Here is a 16,503-nt window from a genome sequence, read left to right as displayed (position 1 = left end):
ACCGCGCCGAGCCGCAGGTCAGTGCGCGACGAGCCTGGCGATCGCACTCAAAGGCAGCGGCAGCCACGATGGCCGGTGTCGCGCCTCGTACACCGCTTCGTACACGGCCTTGTCGAGTTCGTACGCCCGCAGCAGCGCTGACGACGCGCGCGGATCTGTCCCGGTAACCGCTGCGTAGCCGTCACAGAACGCCGACGAGTTCCGTTCGACCCACTCACTGGCGCGGAACTCACGCTGGTGAGTTCGATTGGGCGACTTCTCGCCCAGCAGGTGGTGCCCGGCGTAGTCGAACGATCGCAGCATTCCCGCAACATCACGTAGCGGGCTGTCGGGTTTGCGACGATCAGCAACCGACTTCACCGGCTCGCCCTCGAAATCGATGACCAACCACTTCCAGGGCGTCCGCAGGACCTGGCCGAGATGAAGGTCACCATGCACCCGCTGGATCGTGGTCGGGCCGACTTGTGCGGCCTCGTCGTACACACGGAGCACGCCCTCGCGGTACTCGGCGATGTCAGGGATGACTTCGGCGGCCGCATCGAGCCGGGCGCGCATCTCATCGATCGCGAGGTCGGAGGCCTGACGTTCTTCGGTGCCGAGACTTGCTGCGAGGTCGGCATGTACGTGTGCCACCGCCGCACCGAGCCGTTCTGCGTCGCCCGCGAAGTCGCTGCCGAGTTCTGCTGCGTGCAGATCGGCTTCGGCGAAGAGGTCCCGCACACTGACCAGCGCCATGCTCCAGCCGTCGGCGGCGTTCTCGACGAACTCCTGAGCCATGCCCAACGTCGTGGTCTCACCGTCGATCTCGGTCTCGACCCAGCCACGCAGAGCGGCGACGTGCTCACACCCGACCTCGCTGAGCGCCCGATGGAGTTCCACATCGGGATTGATCCCGACTTTGACCTGACGAAAGGCTTTGAACAGCAGGGACTCTCCGTACACCACCGACGTGTTCGACTGTTCCACACCCAGACTTCGGCCCGTATCGGCGAGGTCGACGTTCACGTCGGGCAGCGTCCGGAACGCCAGCGGTCCGAGGTCTTCCTGACCGGCCAGCGCGGTGAGGTACCGGGCGAGGATCTCCGGGTCGTGCAGTCCGTCGTACCCCGCGGCGACATCCGACGGTGGTTCGGGTAGCGACCAGTTCAGCAGAGGGTCGGACAAATGTGTCCGGAACCCGAGCGGGATCTGGTAACGCTGCTGCGGACCCGCGTCGAAATCTACTTCGACCAGGACGTGTTCAGCGGCGAAACCCTCCTCGTCGAGGAGTGGAACACGCAACACCACCCGAACCTGGGCGATCGTTCGGTCCTTGCCGGAGAACCAGCGTTGGCTCGGCAGCCAGCTCCGGAGATCGACGGCGAGCTGTTCATCGCTGGGTACGGGGGTGGCCATGGCTGTACCGCCGCCTCTGCTTCGCTGCTCAGCGGATATCCCGGGGCAATATTGGCGTCAGCCGGATCTGGCTGCAAGGCAAACCAATAGAAGCCGTGACCCGGCAAGGTGACCATGTAGTCGTGACCCTCGATCTTCGGGAACGGGATCGATCCTGTGAGTTCCACCGGTATCCGGCCGTCGAACGGCGTGAGGTCGAGGATGACCGCCTGCGGGAAACGCGACAGGTTGTTCACGCACAAGATCACGTCGCTGGAACGACGTTCCTCGTTCGACGGGGCGAGTTCACGCAGATACGTCAGCACGGACGGGTTGTTGTTACCGAGTTCGGTGAACGTCCCGAGGCCGAATGCCGGGTGCTGTTTGCGTACCTCGATCATCCGCCTGGTCCAGTGCAGCAGGGTGTTCGTCGAGTTCATCTGCGCCTCCACGTTCACCGACTGGAAGCCGTAGGTGGGATCCATGATCACGGGCAGATACATCCGGGCCGGATCGGTACGGGAGAACCCGGCGTTGCGGTCCGGCGTCCACTGCATGGGGGTACGAACCGAATCCCGGTCGCCGAGCCAGATGTTGTCGCCCATGCCGATCTCGTCGCCGTAGTACAACATCGGCGAACCCGGCAGACTCAGCAGCAGCGCGGTGAACAGCTCGAGCTGATTCCGGTCGTTGTCGAGTAGCGGCGCAAGGCGACGGCGGATCCCGATGTTCGCCTTCATCCGTGGGTCTTTCGCATACTCGGAGTACATGTAGTCACGTTCCTCGTCGGTGACCATCTCGAGGGTCAACTCGTCGTGGTTGCGCAGGAAGATCGCCCACTGGGCCGATTTCGGGATCGCGGGTGTCTGAGCCAGGATCTCCGAGATGGGGAACCTGTTCTGTCGCCGAACGGCCATGAATATGCGTGGCATCAACGGGAAGTGGAATGCCATGTGGCATTCGTCGCCTTCCTCGGGTTCACCGAAGTAATCCACCACATCTGCAGGCCACTGGTTGGCCTCGGCCAGCAACACACGGCCGGGGTACTCGTCGTCGACGACCTTGCGGCAACGCCGCAAGAACTCGTGCGTCTCCGAGAGGTTCTCGCAGTTGGTGTCCTCGCGCTCGAACAGGTACGGCACAGCGTCGAGGCGGAAGCCGTCGATGCCCAGGTCGAGCCAGAACCGCATCACGTCGATCATCGCGGTCGCGACTTCGGGGTTGTCGTAGTTGAGATCGGGCTGATGGGAGAAGAATCGATGCCAATAGTATTGGCCGCGAACAGGATCCCAGGTCCAGTTGGAGATCTCGGTGTCGACGAAGATGATCCGGGCGTCGGAGTAGCCCGAGTCATCGTCGGCCCACACGTAGTAGTCGCCGTACGGACCGTCAGGGTCGGTGCGCGATTCCTGGAACCACTGATGGGTGTCCGACGTGTGGTTCATGACCAGGTCGGTGATGATCCGGATCCCCCGGCGATGAGCCTGTTCGAGAAGCTCGACGAAGTCGTCCACCGTGCCGAACTCGGGCAGCACCGTACGGAAATCCCGGATGTCGTACCCGCCGTCGCGCAACGGCGAATCGTAGAACGGCGGCAACCACAGGCAATCGACGCCCAGCCAAGACAGATAGTCGAGTTGCTCGATCAGGCCGCGAAGATCACCGACACCGTCGTTGTTGGAGTCGTTGAATGCTCGAACCAGCACCTCATAGAACACCGCTTTCTTGAACCAGTCGTTGTCGACGCGCAACGGCTTCGCGTGAGCGAAGTCGTCGGACTGCGCTTCGACCAGATGGCCGTCGGCAGTGTGCTCGGCGTCGCCCGTGTCCGGTGGCGGCACCGGTGGTTCGAGCGGGTTCAGGGGGTTCTCCAGCGGCATGCACACCTCGTCGATCGGCTCGGCGGTTGACGTGACCAACCCTACGTGTTGAACGCAGTGTTGGTTCGGGTCGCACATACCCGGATTCCGCCGAAGCCACACATCCGCTACCGCAAAGCCGATATGCGCTGGCCGATGGCCGCTCCGGGCGGCTTCTCACCCAGCAATTACCGACCAGCAGCCGAACACCAACGGCTCAGCGCCGAAAGAGCTTGTTACCCAACCACACCAGAGGATCGTATTTGCGGTCCACAACGCGTTCCTTCATCGGGATCAGCGCATTGTCGGTGATCTTGATGTGCTCCGGGCATACTTCGGAACAACACTTGGTGATGTTGCACAGCCCCAGTCCGTGCTCGGCCTGCGCCGAATCGCGACGTTCGGCGACGTCGAGCGGGTGCATGTCCAGTTCGGCGATCCTCATCAGATAGCGGGGGCCGGCGAACTGCTCCTTGTTCTCCTCGTGATCGCGGACCACGTGGCAGGTGTCCTGGCAGAGGAAACACTCGATGCACTTGCGGAACTCCTGAGAGCGCTCGACGTCCACCTGCTTCATCCGGTACTCCCCAGCCTTGAGGCCCGGCGGCGGCGTGAACGACGGGATCTCACGGGCCTTCTGGTAGTTGAACGATACGTCGGTGACGAGGTCCCGGATCACCGGGAACGTGCGCAACGGGGTGACGGTGATGACGTCCGCCTCGGTGAAGGTCGACATCCTGGTCATGCACAACAGCTTTGGCCGACCGTTCACCTCAGCCGAGCACGAGCCACACTTGCCTGCCTTGCAATTCCAGCGCACCGCCAGATCGGGCGTCTGGGTGGCCTGGAGCCGGTGGATGATGTCGAGCACCACCTCGCCCTCGTTCACGTTGACGGTGAAGTCCTGCAGTTCACCGCCCTCGATGTCCCCCCGCCAGATCCGGAAGTTGGCGTCATACCCCATGTCGAATCTCCTGCCTCGTCGGAGCCGGGTGCACGATCATGCCCCGGCGCCGGCATTCGGATGCCCCGAGATCTCGTCGGCCGTGTAGTACTTCTCGATCTCGTCGAAGTCGAAGAGTTCGAGGAGTTCTGGCCGAATCTGGGTCTGTTCCTTCTTGCGGACCGAGACCTCCGGAACCGGATCGTCACCCGACCCGTCGGCCGTACAGACCAGCAGTGTGTTGCGCCAGGCCGAATCCATCCCCGGGTAGTCGTCGCGGGTATGGCCACCGCGGCTCTCGGTACGCATCAGCGCGGCCTTCGCCACGCATTCGCAGACGATCAGCATGTTGCGCAGGTCGACTGCCAGATGCCACCCAGGATTGAACTGGCGATGACCCTCCACCTGCATCCCCGAGAGCCGACCGCGGATCTCGGCGAGGACTTCGATGGCCTGCTCGACCTCGTCGGCCTTGCGAATGATGCCGACCAGGTCGTTCATCGCCTGCTGGAGGTCGGTCTGCAGCGTGTACGGATTCTCGGCCTTGCCCTCGGCCGGCGGATCAAAGGGCGCGAGCGCGAACTTGGCTGCCCGGTTGATGTCGTCGTCGGACACCGACGGGTGCGAGTCGAGTGACTCCACGTACGCCGCGGCACCGAGTCCGGCCCGACGACCGAACACGAGGAGATCTGACAACGAGTTCCCGCCCAGTCGATTCGACCCGTGCATCCCTCCAGAGCACTCACCTGCCGCGAACAGACCCGGCACCGCGGCCGCACCGGTATCGGGGTCCACCTCGATGCCGCCCATCACGTAATGACACGTGGGGCCCACTTCCATCGGCTCGGCAGTGATGTCCACATCGGCGAGTTCCTTGAACTGATGATGCATCGACGGCAGCCGCCGGATGATCTCGTCTGCCGGCATCCGCGAGGCGATGTCGAGGAACACCCCTCCGTGCGGCGTGCCGCGCCCGGCCTTGACCTCTTCGTTGATGGCCCGGGCGACTTCGTCTCGTGGCAAGAGGTCGGGAGTCCTGCGGGCACTGTCGTTGTCGGCCAGCCACTCGTCGGCCTCTTCCTCGGTCTCGGCGTACTGGCCCTTGAACACCGGCGGGATGTAGTCGAACATGAAGCGCTTGCCGTCGGTGTTCTTGAGAACACCACCATCGCCGCGTACACCCTCGGTCACGAGGATTCCCTTGACACTGGGAGGCCACACCATCCCCGTCGGGTGGAACTGGATGAACTCCATGTTGATCAAGCTCGCGCCGGCCCGCAGTGCCAGGGCGTGCCCGTCACCGGTGTACTCCCATGAGTTGGAGGTGACCTTGAACGACTTCCCGATCCCGCCCGTGGCCAGCACCACCGCCGGCGACTCGAACAGGACGAACCTCCCCGATTCCCGCCAATACCCGAAGGCCCCCGATATCGCGTCGCCGTCCTTGAGCAGTTCGGTGATCGTGCACTCGGCGAACACTTTGATACGCGACTCGTAATCCCCGGTGGCCGCGAAGTCTTCCTGCTGCAGAGAGACGATCTTCTGCTGCATGGTGCGGATCAGCTCCAGACCCGTGCGGTCGCCGACGTGCGCCAGACGGGGATAGGTGTGCCCACCGAAGTTGCGCTGGGAGATCCGGCCGTCCTCGGTCCGGTCGAACAGCGCACCGTAGGTCTCCAGTTCCCAGACCCGGTCCGGCGCCTCTTTGGCGTGCAACTCGGCCATCCGCCAGTTGTTGAGGAACTTGCCCCCGCGCATGGTGTCCTTGAAGTGCGTCTGCCAGTTGTCCTTCGAGTTGGCGTTACCCATCGACGCTGCGCAACCGCCTTCGGCCATCACGGTGTGCGCCTTGCCGAACAGTGATTTGCAGACCACCGCCACCGAATGGCCTCGTTCTCGGGCCTCGATGACCGCACGCAGGCCTGCGCCACCGGCGCCGATGACCACGACGTCGTACTGATGGCGTTCTGTTTCGGTCATCTACAGCTGACTCCTCCGGGCTGACGACAGGGACGAATGCGGATCGATCGCTCGAAAGGTGCTGTGTGGCAAGAGATCAACCCACAAAACGCAGATCGGAGATCGTGCCACTGGCAACGAGCATCACGTAGAAATCGGTGAGGACAAGCGTGCCCAGCGTGATCCAGGCGAACTGCATGTGCCGGGTGTTGAGCTTGGACACCTGTGTCCACATCCGATATCGGATGGGATGGGCAGAGAAGTGTTTGAGGCGGCCGCCGGTGACATGCCGACAGGAATGGCACGAGATCGTGTAGATCCAGAGCAGAACCACGTTCACGATCAGGATCACGTTGCCGAGACCGAAGCCGAAGCCCCCACCTTTGCCATGGAATGCCGTGAGAGCGTCGTAGGTGTTGATCACCGACACGATGACCGCCGCGTAGAAGAAGTACCGATGCGCGTTCTGGATGATCAGCGGAAGCCGCGTCTCCCCCGTATAGCGACTGTGCGGCTCGGCAACCGCGCACGCCGGCGGCGAGAACCAGATCGAGCGGTAATAGGCCTTGCGGTAGTAATAGCAGGTCAATCGGAAACCGAGCAGGAACGGCAACACCACAAACCCGAGTGGGATCCAGATGGGCAATTCGGGGAACGGGGTGCCGAAGTGACTCGAACCGGGCACGCACGACTCGCTGAGACAGGGTGAATAGAACGGTGTGAGGTAGTGATAGTCCTCGACCCAGTACGCACTGCGGACGAACGACCGCACCGTGGCGTAGATGATGAACGCGGAGAGCCCCAGCACCGTCAGCAGGGGCGGAACCCACCACCGGTCCTCGCGGAGGGTGCGCACCAAGATGCGTGCCCTACCCGGCGAAAAGACTCCCGTTGTGCCCCGCTCAGTCGCGGGGGCGCTCACATCGTCCGCTCACGCGAGTGGAAACCCAACCCTTCGTCTTGTGCGCCCAGCCATGCCGACTCGTCGGACTTGCTGTCGGGTACGTACACCACGTCGGACTTGTTGACCGGCGGTCGCAGCATGCGCGGTGGCGACTGCTCGAAATCGTGCAGGTCGATCTCGAGCCGGTCGAGATCATTGGTCAGTCGGCGCACCGCGTCGGCGTCCCCGTACTGCAATTTCAGCGCGACGATGTGGTGCCGCAGAGCTCCGATGCTGTGATGGAGTTCGTTCATACCGGCTGATGCCATGTCCATACCTCCAAGCGATGTGTGACTTCAACCACACTACTGGGGGTACCGCTGGATTCTCGGCTTTTTCCCAATGTGTCCGTTCACGCGTCGAATGCGCGAGCCTTCGCGAGGAGAACGTCTCGCTCCCTTCGGTTTCCGGTCATCCCCGCCGCGGCCAGCAATTCGGAACGTGCCTCGTCAACCCGCCCGAGCTGCCCCAGGAGCTCGCCGCGCACCGCCGGAAGCAGGTGTGAGCGCGCCAACGCACCGTCTGCGACGAGTCCGTCGACGATGTCGAGTGCTGCCGCTGGGCCGGTGGCCATCGACACCGCGACAGCACGATTGAGCTCGATGACGGGAGACGGTGACAGGCGGCCGAGCGCCTCGTAGAGCAGGACGATGCGTGACCAGTCGGTGTCATCGGCGGTCGGGGCGGTCGCATGGCATTCGGCCAGCGCCGCCTGCAGACCATAGGGACCGCGTCCGCGACCACACGCGTCGGCGCGAGCCAGCGCCGCGACGCCCCGGCGGATCTGGGTACGGTCCCACCGACTGCGGTCTTGGTCGGCCAGCAGGATCGGCGAACCGTCCCGTGCTGCGCGAGCGGCAAAACGTGATGCCTGGAACTCCATCAACGCCACGAGCGAGTGCACTTCGGGTTCGTCGGGAACAAGTCCTGCCAGGATCCGGCCGAGCCGCAACGCCTCATCGCACAACTCGGTTCGGATCCACCGATCGCCGGACGACGCCGCGTACCCCTCGTTGAATACCAGGTAGATCACACTGAGCACGGCGGAGAGCCGGCGCGGATAGTCTTCGCGAGGCGGCACCTCGAACGGCACCCGAGCCGCGCTGAGCGTCTTCTTCGCGCGCACGATGCGCTGCTGAACGGTGGACGTGGACACGAGGAACGCCTTGGCGATCTCTTCGGCAGTGAGACCACCGACGACTCTCAATGTCAGAGCGATCTGTCCCTCGCGCGACAACACCGGGTGAGCAGAGACGAAGACCAGTCGCAACACGTCGTCGTCGATGTGGTCGGGGTCCCAGCCGAGGTCGGCATCCGGCCTGGAATCCAGGTCGCGGGCCATCTCCACATACCTCGCGTCGAGACGTTCCTGCCGACGCCAGCCATCGACTGCCCTTCGCTTGGCCACGGTGGTGAGCCAGGCGCCCGGATTCCGTGGGACACCCGACTCCGACCACTGTGTCAGCGCCTGGATCAGCGCCTCCTGCGCCAGGTCCTCGGCGACACCGACATCACCCACCATCCGTGTCAGGGTGGCGATGATCTTGGCTGCCTCCATACGCCACACCGCGTCAACGGTGCGGTGGATGGCTTCCGGCGAACTCACCTGCGCTCAGATCAGCTGGTGCGCTGATCGAGCTCCGCGCGCCACTTCTCTTCCTTTTGAATCCACTCGTTGTCGGCCGGGAAGTCCTCGGCCTCGGTGACGCGGCGCACCTCGAGCTTCACACCCGGACCCAGCGGGCAGCGCGAAGCCCATTGCGCCGCTTCCTCTTTGCTCGCGACCTGCAGGATCCAGAAGCCGCTGAAGAGTTCTTTCGCCTCGGCGTACGGGCCGTCGGTGACCACGGGCGGGTCGGAGTCGAAGTCCACCACGAAGCCTTCTTCTGCACCCGAGAGGCCTTCGCCGGCGAGCAGTACCCCAGCCTTCATCAGCGACTCGTTGTACGCCCCCATGGCGGCGATGATCTCCTCGAAGTCCATCGACTTGCTCGCCTCGATGGCTTCTTCAGTGGTCCGCATGATCAGCATGTAGCGCATTGTGTTCTCCCTGTCCGTGTGATCGCAGGGTGTCCCTGCGAGAGTTCCGTTCGAGGTCCTCAGCCATACGTCGAACGACGATCCGTCAGATCGACACGGGTCCGAAAAAATTTTTCGGGCGGTCCACTGACCGTCAGTGCGCGGCCTCGTCCCACGACCGGCCGTAGCCGATCGACACGTCCAACGGCACCGACAACTCGATCGCCCCACCCATCTTTGCGCGGACGAGGGACTCCAGTTGCTCTTTCTCACCCGGCGCGACCTCGAACACCAGCTCGTCGTGCACCTGCAGCAACATGCGCGACGTCAGGTTCTGTTCTGCGAGCGCCCGTTGGACATCGATCATGGCGACCTTGATGATGTCGGCCGCCGTGCCCTGGATGGGCGCGTTGAGCGCCGCACGCTCGGCGACGTCGCGCCGCTGCCGGTTGTCGCTGTTGAGGTCGGGCAGGTAGCGACGGCGACCGAACAGGGTGGACGTGTACTCGTTGCGGCGGGCCTCTTCGACGGTTTCGTGCAGGTAGTCGCGCACCCCGCCGAACCGGGTGAAGTAGGCCTCCATCTGTTCTTTGGCTTCGCTCGTGCTGATCTTGAGCTGCGCCGACAAACCGAAGGCACTTAAGCCGTACGCCAGCCCGTAGCTCATCGCCTTGACCCGTCGCCGCATGTCGGGGGTCACCTCGTCGATCGGCACGCCGAAAGCACGAGATCCGACAAAGCTGTGGAGGTCCTCACCGGTATTGAAGGCCTCGATCAATCCCGCGTCGCCGGACAGATGAGCCATGATCCGCATCTCGATCTGGCTGTAGTCGGCCGTCATCAACGTCTCGAAGCCCGATCCCAGGACAAACCCCTGGCGGATCTGTCGGCCCGCATCGGTACGGACCGGGATGTTCTGGAGGTTCGGCTCGGTGGACGACAACCGTCCGGTTGCCGCGATGGTCTGGTTGAAGGTGGTGTGCACCCGTCCGTCGTCCGAGACGGACTTCAGCAGTCCGTCCACCGTGACCTTGAGCCGCGTGGCATCACGGTGCGCCAGAAGATGTTCCAGGAACGGGTGCCCCGTCTTCTCGAACATCGCGAGAAGTGCATCGGCGTCGGTGGTGTACCCGGTCTTGGTCTTCTTGGTCTTGGGCATCTCGAGTTTGTCGAACAGCACGACCTGCAATTGCTTGGGCGATCCCAGGTTGATCTGCTCACCGATCACCTCGTAGGCCGCTTCCGCGGATTGGCGCACCCGCGCAGCGAATCCCGACTCGAGATCCTCGAGATGTGCTGAATCGATGGCGATGCCGGCTGCTTCGAGTTCGGCCAGGACAAAGAGCAGTGGCAGCTCCATGTCCGTCAGGAGTGAGGCCGAGTCGATCTTCGCCAACTCCTCGTCGAACCGGTCGGCCAGCTCACCGACGGCTTGGGCCTGCAGCATCGCCTGGTCGGCCGCGGCCTGTGCACCGGAATCCTCGTCGAGCAACGAGAGCTGACCGTCGTCGGGGGCGGCGTCGGCGCGCAGTTCACGCCGGAGGTACCGCAGGGCGAGGTCGTCGAGGTTGAACGACCGTTGCCCAGGACGTACCAGGTAGGCGGCGAGCGAGGTGTCACTGGTGACCCCGCCGAGACGCCAGCCCCGACCCCGAAGTGCGTGGAACGCCCACTTGGCCTCGTGGATGGCTTTGGCCGCGTTGGTGTCGGCCAGCCAGTCGGCGATGGCCTCCTCGTCCGCGGGTCCGATCTCGGCGGGATCGAGGAACGCCGACTCGCCGTCGGCCGCAGCGATCGCGATGCCTGTCACATCCGAACCGAAGACCTGCCTGGGCCCGACAACGGTCAGACCTGCCCGGCCGGTACCGGGCGCCGCGTGGGCGACGAGCCATTGGGCGACCTGGCCCGCGCCGAGTTGGCTGCCGCGAAGATCGAACCCCGACTCGGCTTCCGGCTCCGCCGAGGTGAGGGTGGTGAACAACCGGTCCCGCAGCACCCGGAACTCGAGGTCGTCGAACAGCTGGTGGATCTTGTTGCGGTCCCACGGCGCCAGTTGCAGCTCGTCGGGACCGATCGGCAGGTCCATGTCGCGTACCAGCTCGGTGAGCTGGCGGTTCATCTGGACACTGGCCACGTGGGCGCGAAAGGCGTCGCCCACTTTGCCTTTCACCTTGTCTGCGTTCTCCACCAGCCCCGACAGCGACCCGTACTCCCGGATCCACTTCGATGCGGTCTTCTCCCCCACACCGGGAATGCCGGGGAGATTGTCCGACGGATCACCACGCAGCGCGGCGAAGTCCGGGTACTGCGAAGGCGTCAGTCCGTACTTCTTCTCCACCTCCTCGGGGGTGAACCGCGTCAACTCCGAGACGCCGCGTTTGGGGTAGAGGACGGTGACGTTCTCGGTCACCAGTTGCAGCGCGTCGCGGTCGCCCGTGACCACCAGAACGCGGAAACCCTGCTCCGCTGCCTGCGTGGTCAACGTGGCGATGATGTCGTCGGCTTCGTAACCCTCCCGGGCCAGAACCGGGATGCCCATCGCCCCCAGGACGTCCTTGGTGAGGTCGATCTGGCCACGGAATTCGTCAGGCGCCGAGCTGCGCTGCGCCTTGTACTCGGGGAACACCTCGGCACGGAACGTCTGCCGCGACACGTCGAAGGCGGCCGCGATGTGGCTCGGGTTCTCATCGCGCAGCAGGTTGATCAACATCGAGGTGAACCCGTACACGGCGTTGGTCGTCTGACCTGATGCGGTCTTGAAGTTCTCGGCGGGCAGCGCGAAGAATGCGCGGAACGCCAACGAGTGACCATCGAGCAGCATCAAGGTGGGCTGCTGCGCCTTGGACGCTGATTTCGCCGATGTACGGCCGGGTTTGCTGATCTGGGCGGGACTCACGACGCAAGTGTATGGAGCTTCGCCGACAGTCCCGGCAAGACGCCTCACCAAAACCAATTTTCTTCGCGTCGAACCAGCTCACAAAGGCGAGTTACTCAACAGTAACTCGGGGGAAACATAGAAACCCTGCCGCGAGTCCTCGGTGGTTATAGGGTCGCCAAACGAGATGTTCGCGCGGCAAACGTGCCGCGCGCCGACCACCTTCGGGAGGATTCACGCGTGATGCCCCGTCATGCTCAGCGAGCACGGGTCTTGGGAGCCAAGTTAGGGGCAGGCGCTCTCCTGACCTTGCTGGCATCGCTTCTACTTGCCGGGATAGTCGGCACCGGAAGCGCTGTCGCCGCCCCAGCTCCACCCTCAGACGACACCGTCCGGGTGTTCGGAACGCTGCGAAATGGTTCCGATCCCGTCGCAGAAGTGAAAGTCGACGCCAAAGACCAGGCCGGCGCCGTGGTGCAGTCGGCCACCTCCTCCGACACCGGGGCCTGGACGATGAATCTGCCGCCGGGCACCTATTCGGTGGTGATCGACAAGTCGACCATCCCGAGTGGGGTCGAGGTACAGAAAGACACCGTCGCTGTCACGGTCACCGCCGGCTCTCCACGGCCGGTCATCTTCCTCTTCGGTGAGGAGCGCTCCGCCACGGAGATCGGCGCCGCCGAGGAACTCACGCGGCTGGCGATCGACGGTCTGAGATTCGGTCTCATCATCGCGATCACCGGTGTCGGCCTGAGCCTCATCTTCGGCACCACCGGGCTGACCAACTTCGCCCACGGCGAGCTGGTGACCCTGGGTGCGGTGGTGGCCTGGGCGATCAACGTCAAACTCGGTGTCCAGCTGATACCGGCGACCATCCTGGCGATCATCGTGGGCATAGGTGTCGGCATACTCAACGAACTCGGCATATGGCGGCCGCTGCGGCGCCGCCGATCCGGGCTCATCGCCATGCTGGTGGTGTCCATCGGATTGGCCCTCATCATGCGCTACGGAATCCTGATCTTCTTCTCCGACCGCGCCGAACCGTTCGACGACTACCAGGTTCAGACGCAGATCGGTTCCGGCGCCTTCGCGATCACCCCGGTCAACCTGTGGTGCATCATCATCAGCCTCGTGGTGCTGCTGCTGGTGGCGCTGATGCTGCAGAAGACGCGGATCGGCAAGGCCATGCGAGCCGTTGCCGACAACCGCGACCTCGCCGCATCGTCCGGCATCAACGTGGACCGCGTCATCTTGTTCGTCTGGGCGCTGTCGGGTGGTCTCGCAACCCTCGGCGGCGTGCTCTTCGCGATGTCCGAACTCGGTGGCCGTGTCCAATGGGAAATGGGTTTCAAATTGCTTTTGCTCATGTTCGCCGGCATCACCCTCGGCGGACTCGGAACGGCCTACGGCGCACTGCTGGGCTGTGTGATCGTGGGCATGCTGGTCCAGGTCTCCACCTACTGGATCAACCCCGACCTCAAGTACATCGGTGGCCTTCTCGTTCTCATCGTCATTCTCACCATCAGACCCCAGGGCATCCTCGGGTCCAGAGCGAGGATCGGCTGACTCATGGATCTCATCTCTGCACTTCAGACCTCGTTTGCCCAATTGATCGGTCCCTCAGCGGTTTTCTATGCGCTGCTGGCGATCGGGCTGAACCTGCACTTCGGCTACGCCGGGTTGCTCAACTTCGGTCAGATCGGCTTCGCCCTGCTCGGCGCCTACGGCGTCGGCATCATGGCCGACAACTACGACCAGCCACTGTGGGTGGGTGCGATCGTGGGTATCGTCGCCGCCGCGATCTTGGCCCTTGTGCTCGGTTTGCCCACGCTTCGATTACGGGCCGACTATCTGGCCATCGTGACGATCGCGGCGTCGGAAATCTTGCGACTGGTCTTCCGGTCCACCGCCTCCGACGACCTGACGCACTCGACCAACGGCATCTTCGGATACGCGGACGGGTTCTTCGACTACAGCCCATTCGACAACGGCAAGCAGTACTCGTTCTTCGGCGTCAAGTTCCAGGGCACCGACCTCTGGGCGATGGTGGTCGGCTGGGCAATCGTGCTGTTGCTCTGCCTCCTGGTGTGGCTGCTCGTGCGCAGTCCCTGGGGTCGCGTCCTCAAGGCTGTTCGCGAGGACGAGGACGCCGCCCGGTCGCTGGGTAAGAACGCCTACTTCTACAAGATGCAGGCCCTGGTGCTCGGTGGTTGCATCGGTGGCGTCGCGGGTGTCTACAACGCGCTGCAGACCCAGTCGATCAACCCCGACTTCTACTCCACGGCGCAAACCTTCTTCGCCTACGGGGCACTGATTCTCGGTGGTGCCGCCACGGTATTCGGGCCGGTTGTCGGCGCGATGCTGTTCTGGTTCCTGCTGGCCATCCCCGACGCCTTGCTGCGCCAGGTCACGTCCGGCCCCGACCCCTGGTTCGAGATGACGCAGCAGCAGGTCGGCGCCACCCGTTACGTCTTGTTGGGATTGGCGATAGCCCTGATGATGGTCTTCAGACCGCAAGGAATCCTCGGTAACAAGCGAGAGGTCCAGCTCGATGCCTGACGGACGTCACACACAGCCCCCCGGTCCCGACGGCACCGGATCGACCTCGGAACCCGGCATCGGGGTGGATGCCTCGACGCTGGTCACCGAGGCGGCCCCGGCCACTCTTGCCGAGTTGAAGGCGTTCAGCGCGGCCGAGCGTGCCGAGCTCTTCGCCGGTGTCACCGCCGAACCCGGTTCGGCCAAACCCGACCCGATCATCTCGGTGGACAACATCACCCGGACATTTGGTGGCCTCAAAGCCGTCGATGTCAAGCATCTGGAGATCCAACGCGGATGCATCACGGGTCTGATCGGTCCGAACGGGGCGGGCAAGACCACGTTCTTCAACTTGATCACCGGGTTCGACAAGCCCGACACGGGTAGCTGGTCGCTCAACGGCAAGCACATGGGAAGGGTTGTGCCGCACAGGGTTGCCCGCAATGGCATGGTGCGTACCTTCCAGCTCACCAAGGCGCTGTCGAAGTTGTCGGTACTCGACAATGTGCGGCTCGGTGCTCGTCACCAGAGCGGCGAGCACATGCTGCAGGCGTTGGCGCCGTGGACGTGGCGCAAGCAAGAGGCCGAAACCACCGAGCGTGCATATGAATTGCTCAAACGGTTCAAGCTCGATGCCAAGGCCGACGACTACGCGGGCTCGCTGTCGGGTGGTCAGCGCAAGTTGCTGGAGATGGCACGCGCGTTGATGACCAATCCCGAGGTCGTCATGCTCGATGAGCCAATGGCCGGGGTGAACCCGGCGTTGACCCAGAGCCTGCTCGAACACATCAAGGCGTTGCGCGACGAGGGTATGACCGTGGTGTTCGTCGAACACGACATGGACGTCATCCGCGACATCAGCGACTGGGTGGTGGTGATGGCACAGGGCAAGGTGATCGCCGAGTCGCTCCCCGGCCGCCTCGGCGACAACCCCGCGGTGGTCGACGCGTACCTCGGCGGCCACCACGATCAAGCGCTCGAGTTCGACGAGGACGGTAACCCGGTCGGCGAAACTGCCGTGCTGGCAGAGCAGGTCGAGGCCGCGATCGAAGAGACCCTCCAGGCCGGCGGGGACCTGTCGCAGCCCGACCCGATCACTCCGTCCACCTCGCACGGAAAAAAGGACAAACCATGAGTGGACCGGACCTCTCGAAATCGCCCACCTCATCGGGCGCAACCGCGGCGCCAAGCGGGCTCAGCCACGCTGAATTGGCCGCCACGCCTGAGGAACACCGCAAACTGGCCGCGAACGCGCTGCTGCGCGCCGATGACATCACCGCCGGCTATCTACCGGGTATCAACATCCTCGAGGAGTGCAACTTCTACCTCGACGACGGTGAGATCGTCGGGATCATCGGGCCCAACGGCGCCGGTAAATCGACGTTGCTCAAGACCCTGTTCGGGCTGATCCCGGTGCGGGTCGGAGCGGTGACGCTCCGCGGAGACAACATCACCTCGGCCAAGGCGCACGTGCTGGTCACCAAGGGTGTGGGCTACGTCCCGCAGACCCAGAACGTCTTCCCGGCTCTCACCATCGAAGAGAACCTCGAGATGGGAATCTATCTGCGTCCCAAGAAGTTCAACGAGCGCTTCGCCTTCGTGTCCGAATTGTTCCCCCTGCTCTCCGAACGTCGCAAGGTGAAGGCCGGAGCACTGTCCGGTGGCGAACGTCAGATGGTGGCCATGGGCCGGGCTCTGATGATGGAGCCTTCGGTGCTGTTGCTCGATGAGCCGTCGGCAGGGTTGTCCCCGATGTTCCAGGACGAGGTGTTCATCCGGATCAAGAAGATCAACGCCACCGGCGTCTCGGTGATCCTCGTGGAGCAGAACGCCCGGCGTTGTCTGCAGATCTGCGATCGTGGCTACGTGCTCGATCAGGGGCGCAATGCCTACACCGACACCGGCACCAACCTCGCCAACGATCCGAAGATCATCGAGCTGTATCTCGGGACGCTGGCTGGAAGTGCCGAGAAGAAGTAGCTCGACTCAATAG

13 protein-coding genes are annotated in these 16,503 nt (G+C 63.6%); 4 read left to right on the top strand and 9 right to left on the bottom strand.

All coding sequences use genetic code 11. The features are described 5' to 3' along the window. Positions 1 to 18: 18 nt before the first annotated feature. From KXR83_RS16990 to polA, 9 genes are all read right to left on the bottom strand, one after another. Entirely contained in the window at positions 19 to 1,284 is a 1,266-nt protein-coding gene (locus KXR83_RS16990) for a maltokinase N-terminal cap-like domain-containing protein (protein ID WP_437425797.1), read from the bottom strand. Further along, complete coding sequence (gene treS, locus KXR83_RS16985; protein WP_437425866.1) at positions 1,221 to 3,254, bottom strand: maltose alpha-D-glucosyltransferase; 2,034 nt, start codon at positions 3,252 to 3,254, stop codon at positions 1,221 to 1,223. The genes KXR83_RS16990 and treS overlap by 64 nt, the downstream gene beginning before the upstream one ends. 196 nt (positions 3,255 to 3,450) lie before the next feature. Further along, a complete protein-coding gene (locus KXR83_RS16980) occupies positions 3,451 to 4,197 on the bottom strand; it encodes a succinate dehydrogenase/fumarate reductase iron-sulfur subunit (RefSeq protein ID WP_062799328.1) in 747 nt (248 codons plus the stop codon). A gap of 36 nt (positions 4,198 to 4,233) precedes the next feature. Then, the gene (locus KXR83_RS16975; RefSeq protein WP_437425796.1) at positions 4,234 to 6,156 is read right to left on the bottom strand and encodes a fumarate reductase/succinate dehydrogenase flavoprotein subunit; all 1,923 of its coding nucleotides are present in this window, start codon (positions 6,154 to 6,156) and stop codon (positions 4,234 to 4,236) included. Between the two features lie 76 nt (positions 6,157 to 6,232). Next, on the bottom strand, positions 6,233 to 7,057 hold the full coding sequence (locus KXR83_RS16970) for a hypothetical protein (RefSeq protein WP_437425795.1): 825 nt from the start codon (positions 7,055 to 7,057) through the stop codon (positions 6,233 to 6,235). Beyond that, entirely contained in the window at positions 7,054 to 7,347 is a 294-nt protein-coding gene (locus KXR83_RS16965; RefSeq protein WP_030173116.1) for a hypothetical protein, read from the bottom strand. The genes KXR83_RS16970 and KXR83_RS16965 overlap by 4 nt, the downstream gene beginning before the upstream one ends. A gap of 83 nt (positions 7,348 to 7,430) precedes the next feature. Continuing rightward, the gene (locus KXR83_RS16960; RefSeq protein ID WP_437425865.1) at positions 7,431 to 8,636 is read right to left on the bottom strand and encodes an RNA polymerase sigma factor; all 1,206 of its coding nucleotides are present in this window, start codon (positions 8,634 to 8,636) and stop codon (positions 7,431 to 7,433) included. Positions 8,637 to 8,695: 59 nt separating this feature from the next. Beyond that, positions 8,696 to 9,118, bottom strand: a complete 423-nt coding sequence (locus KXR83_RS16955; RefSeq protein ID WP_437425794.1) for a YciI family protein — start codon at positions 9,116 to 9,118, stop codon at positions 8,696 to 8,698. A 133-nt stretch (positions 9,119 to 9,251) separates the two neighbouring features. Further along, positions 9,252 to 11,993 (bottom strand): DNA polymerase I, encoded by a 2,742-nt coding sequence (polA, locus tag KXR83_RS16950; protein WP_437425793.1) that lies wholly within the window; start codon positions 11,991 to 11,993, stop codon positions 9,252 to 9,254. Positions 11,994 to 12,215: 222 nt separating this feature from the next. Between polA and KXR83_RS16945 the strand changes: the two genes are divergently transcribed. The 4 genes from KXR83_RS16945 to KXR83_RS16930 are packed head-to-tail and all read left to right on the top strand — an operon-like array spanning position 12,216 to position 16,490. After that, entirely contained in the window at positions 12,216 to 13,538 is a 1,323-nt protein-coding gene (locus KXR83_RS16945; protein WP_437425792.1) for an ABC transporter permease subunit, read from the top strand. Positions 13,539 to 13,541: 3 nt separating this feature from the next. Beyond that, entirely contained in the window at positions 13,542 to 14,531 is a 990-nt protein-coding gene (locus tag KXR83_RS16940) for a branched-chain amino acid ABC transporter permease (protein WP_023960754.1), read from the top strand. Beyond that, entirely contained in the window at positions 14,524 to 15,645 is a 1,122-nt protein-coding gene (locus tag KXR83_RS16935; protein ID WP_437425791.1) for an ABC transporter ATP-binding protein, read from the top strand. The genes KXR83_RS16940 and KXR83_RS16935 overlap by 8 nt, the downstream gene beginning before the upstream one ends. Beyond that, the gene (locus tag KXR83_RS16930) at positions 15,642 to 16,490 is read left to right on the top strand and encodes an ABC transporter ATP-binding protein (RefSeq protein ID WP_437425790.1); all 849 of its coding nucleotides are present in this window, start codon (positions 15,642 to 15,644) and stop codon (positions 16,488 to 16,490) included. Before KXR83_RS16935 ends, KXR83_RS16930 begins: the two co-directional genes overlap by 4 nt. The last annotated feature ends 13 nt before the right edge of the window (positions 16,491 to 16,503 follow it).

This window comes from Williamsia muralis, assembly GCF_051487485.1.
Lineage (GTDB): Bacteria > Actinomycetota > Actinomycetes > Mycobacteriales > Mycobacteriaceae > Williamsia > Williamsia muralis_B.
Note: the sequence above shows the minus strand (reverse complement) of the source record. Positions and strands in the feature narration are given on the sequence as shown.

Bases quoted from the DNA above. Each gene is read 5' to 3' on its own strand.
- KXR83_RS16975 (WP_437425796.1), bottom strand. From the start codon at position 6,156: ATGACCGAAACAGAACGCCATCAGTACGACGTCGTGGTCATCGGCGCC.
- KXR83_RS16935 (WP_437425791.1), top strand. From the start codon at position 14,524: ATGCCTGACGGACGTCACACACAGCCCCCCGGTCCCGACGGCACCGGA.
- KXR83_RS16945 (WP_437425792.1), top strand. From the start codon at position 12,216: ATGCCCCGTCATGCTCAGCGAGCACGGGTCTTGGGAGCCAAGTTAGGG.
- KXR83_RS16960 (WP_437425865.1), bottom strand. From the start codon at position 8,636: ATGGAGGCAGCCAAGATCATCGCCACCCTGACACGGATGGTGGGTGAT.
- KXR83_RS16940 (WP_023960754.1), top strand. From the start codon at position 13,542: ATGGATCTCATCTCTGCACTTCAGACCTCGTTTGCCCAATTGATCGGT.
- KXR83_RS16955 (WP_437425794.1), bottom strand. From the start codon at position 9,118: ATGCGCTACATGCTGATCATGCGGACCACTGAAGAAGCCATCGAGGCG.
- KXR83_RS16980 (WP_062799328.1), bottom strand. From the start codon at position 4,197: ATGGGGTATGACGCCAACTTCCGGATCTGGCGGGGGGACATCGAGGGC.
- treS (WP_437425866.1), bottom strand. From the start codon at position 3,254: ATGCCGCTGGAGAACCCCCTGAACCCGCTCGAACCACCGGTGCCGCCA.
- KXR83_RS16930 (WP_437425790.1), top strand. From the start codon at position 15,642: ATGAGTGGACCGGACCTCTCGAAATCGCCCACCTCATCGGGCGCAACC.
- KXR83_RS16965 (WP_030173116.1), bottom strand. From the start codon at position 7,347: ATGGCATCAGCCGGTATGAACGAACTCCATCACAGCATCGGAGCTCTG.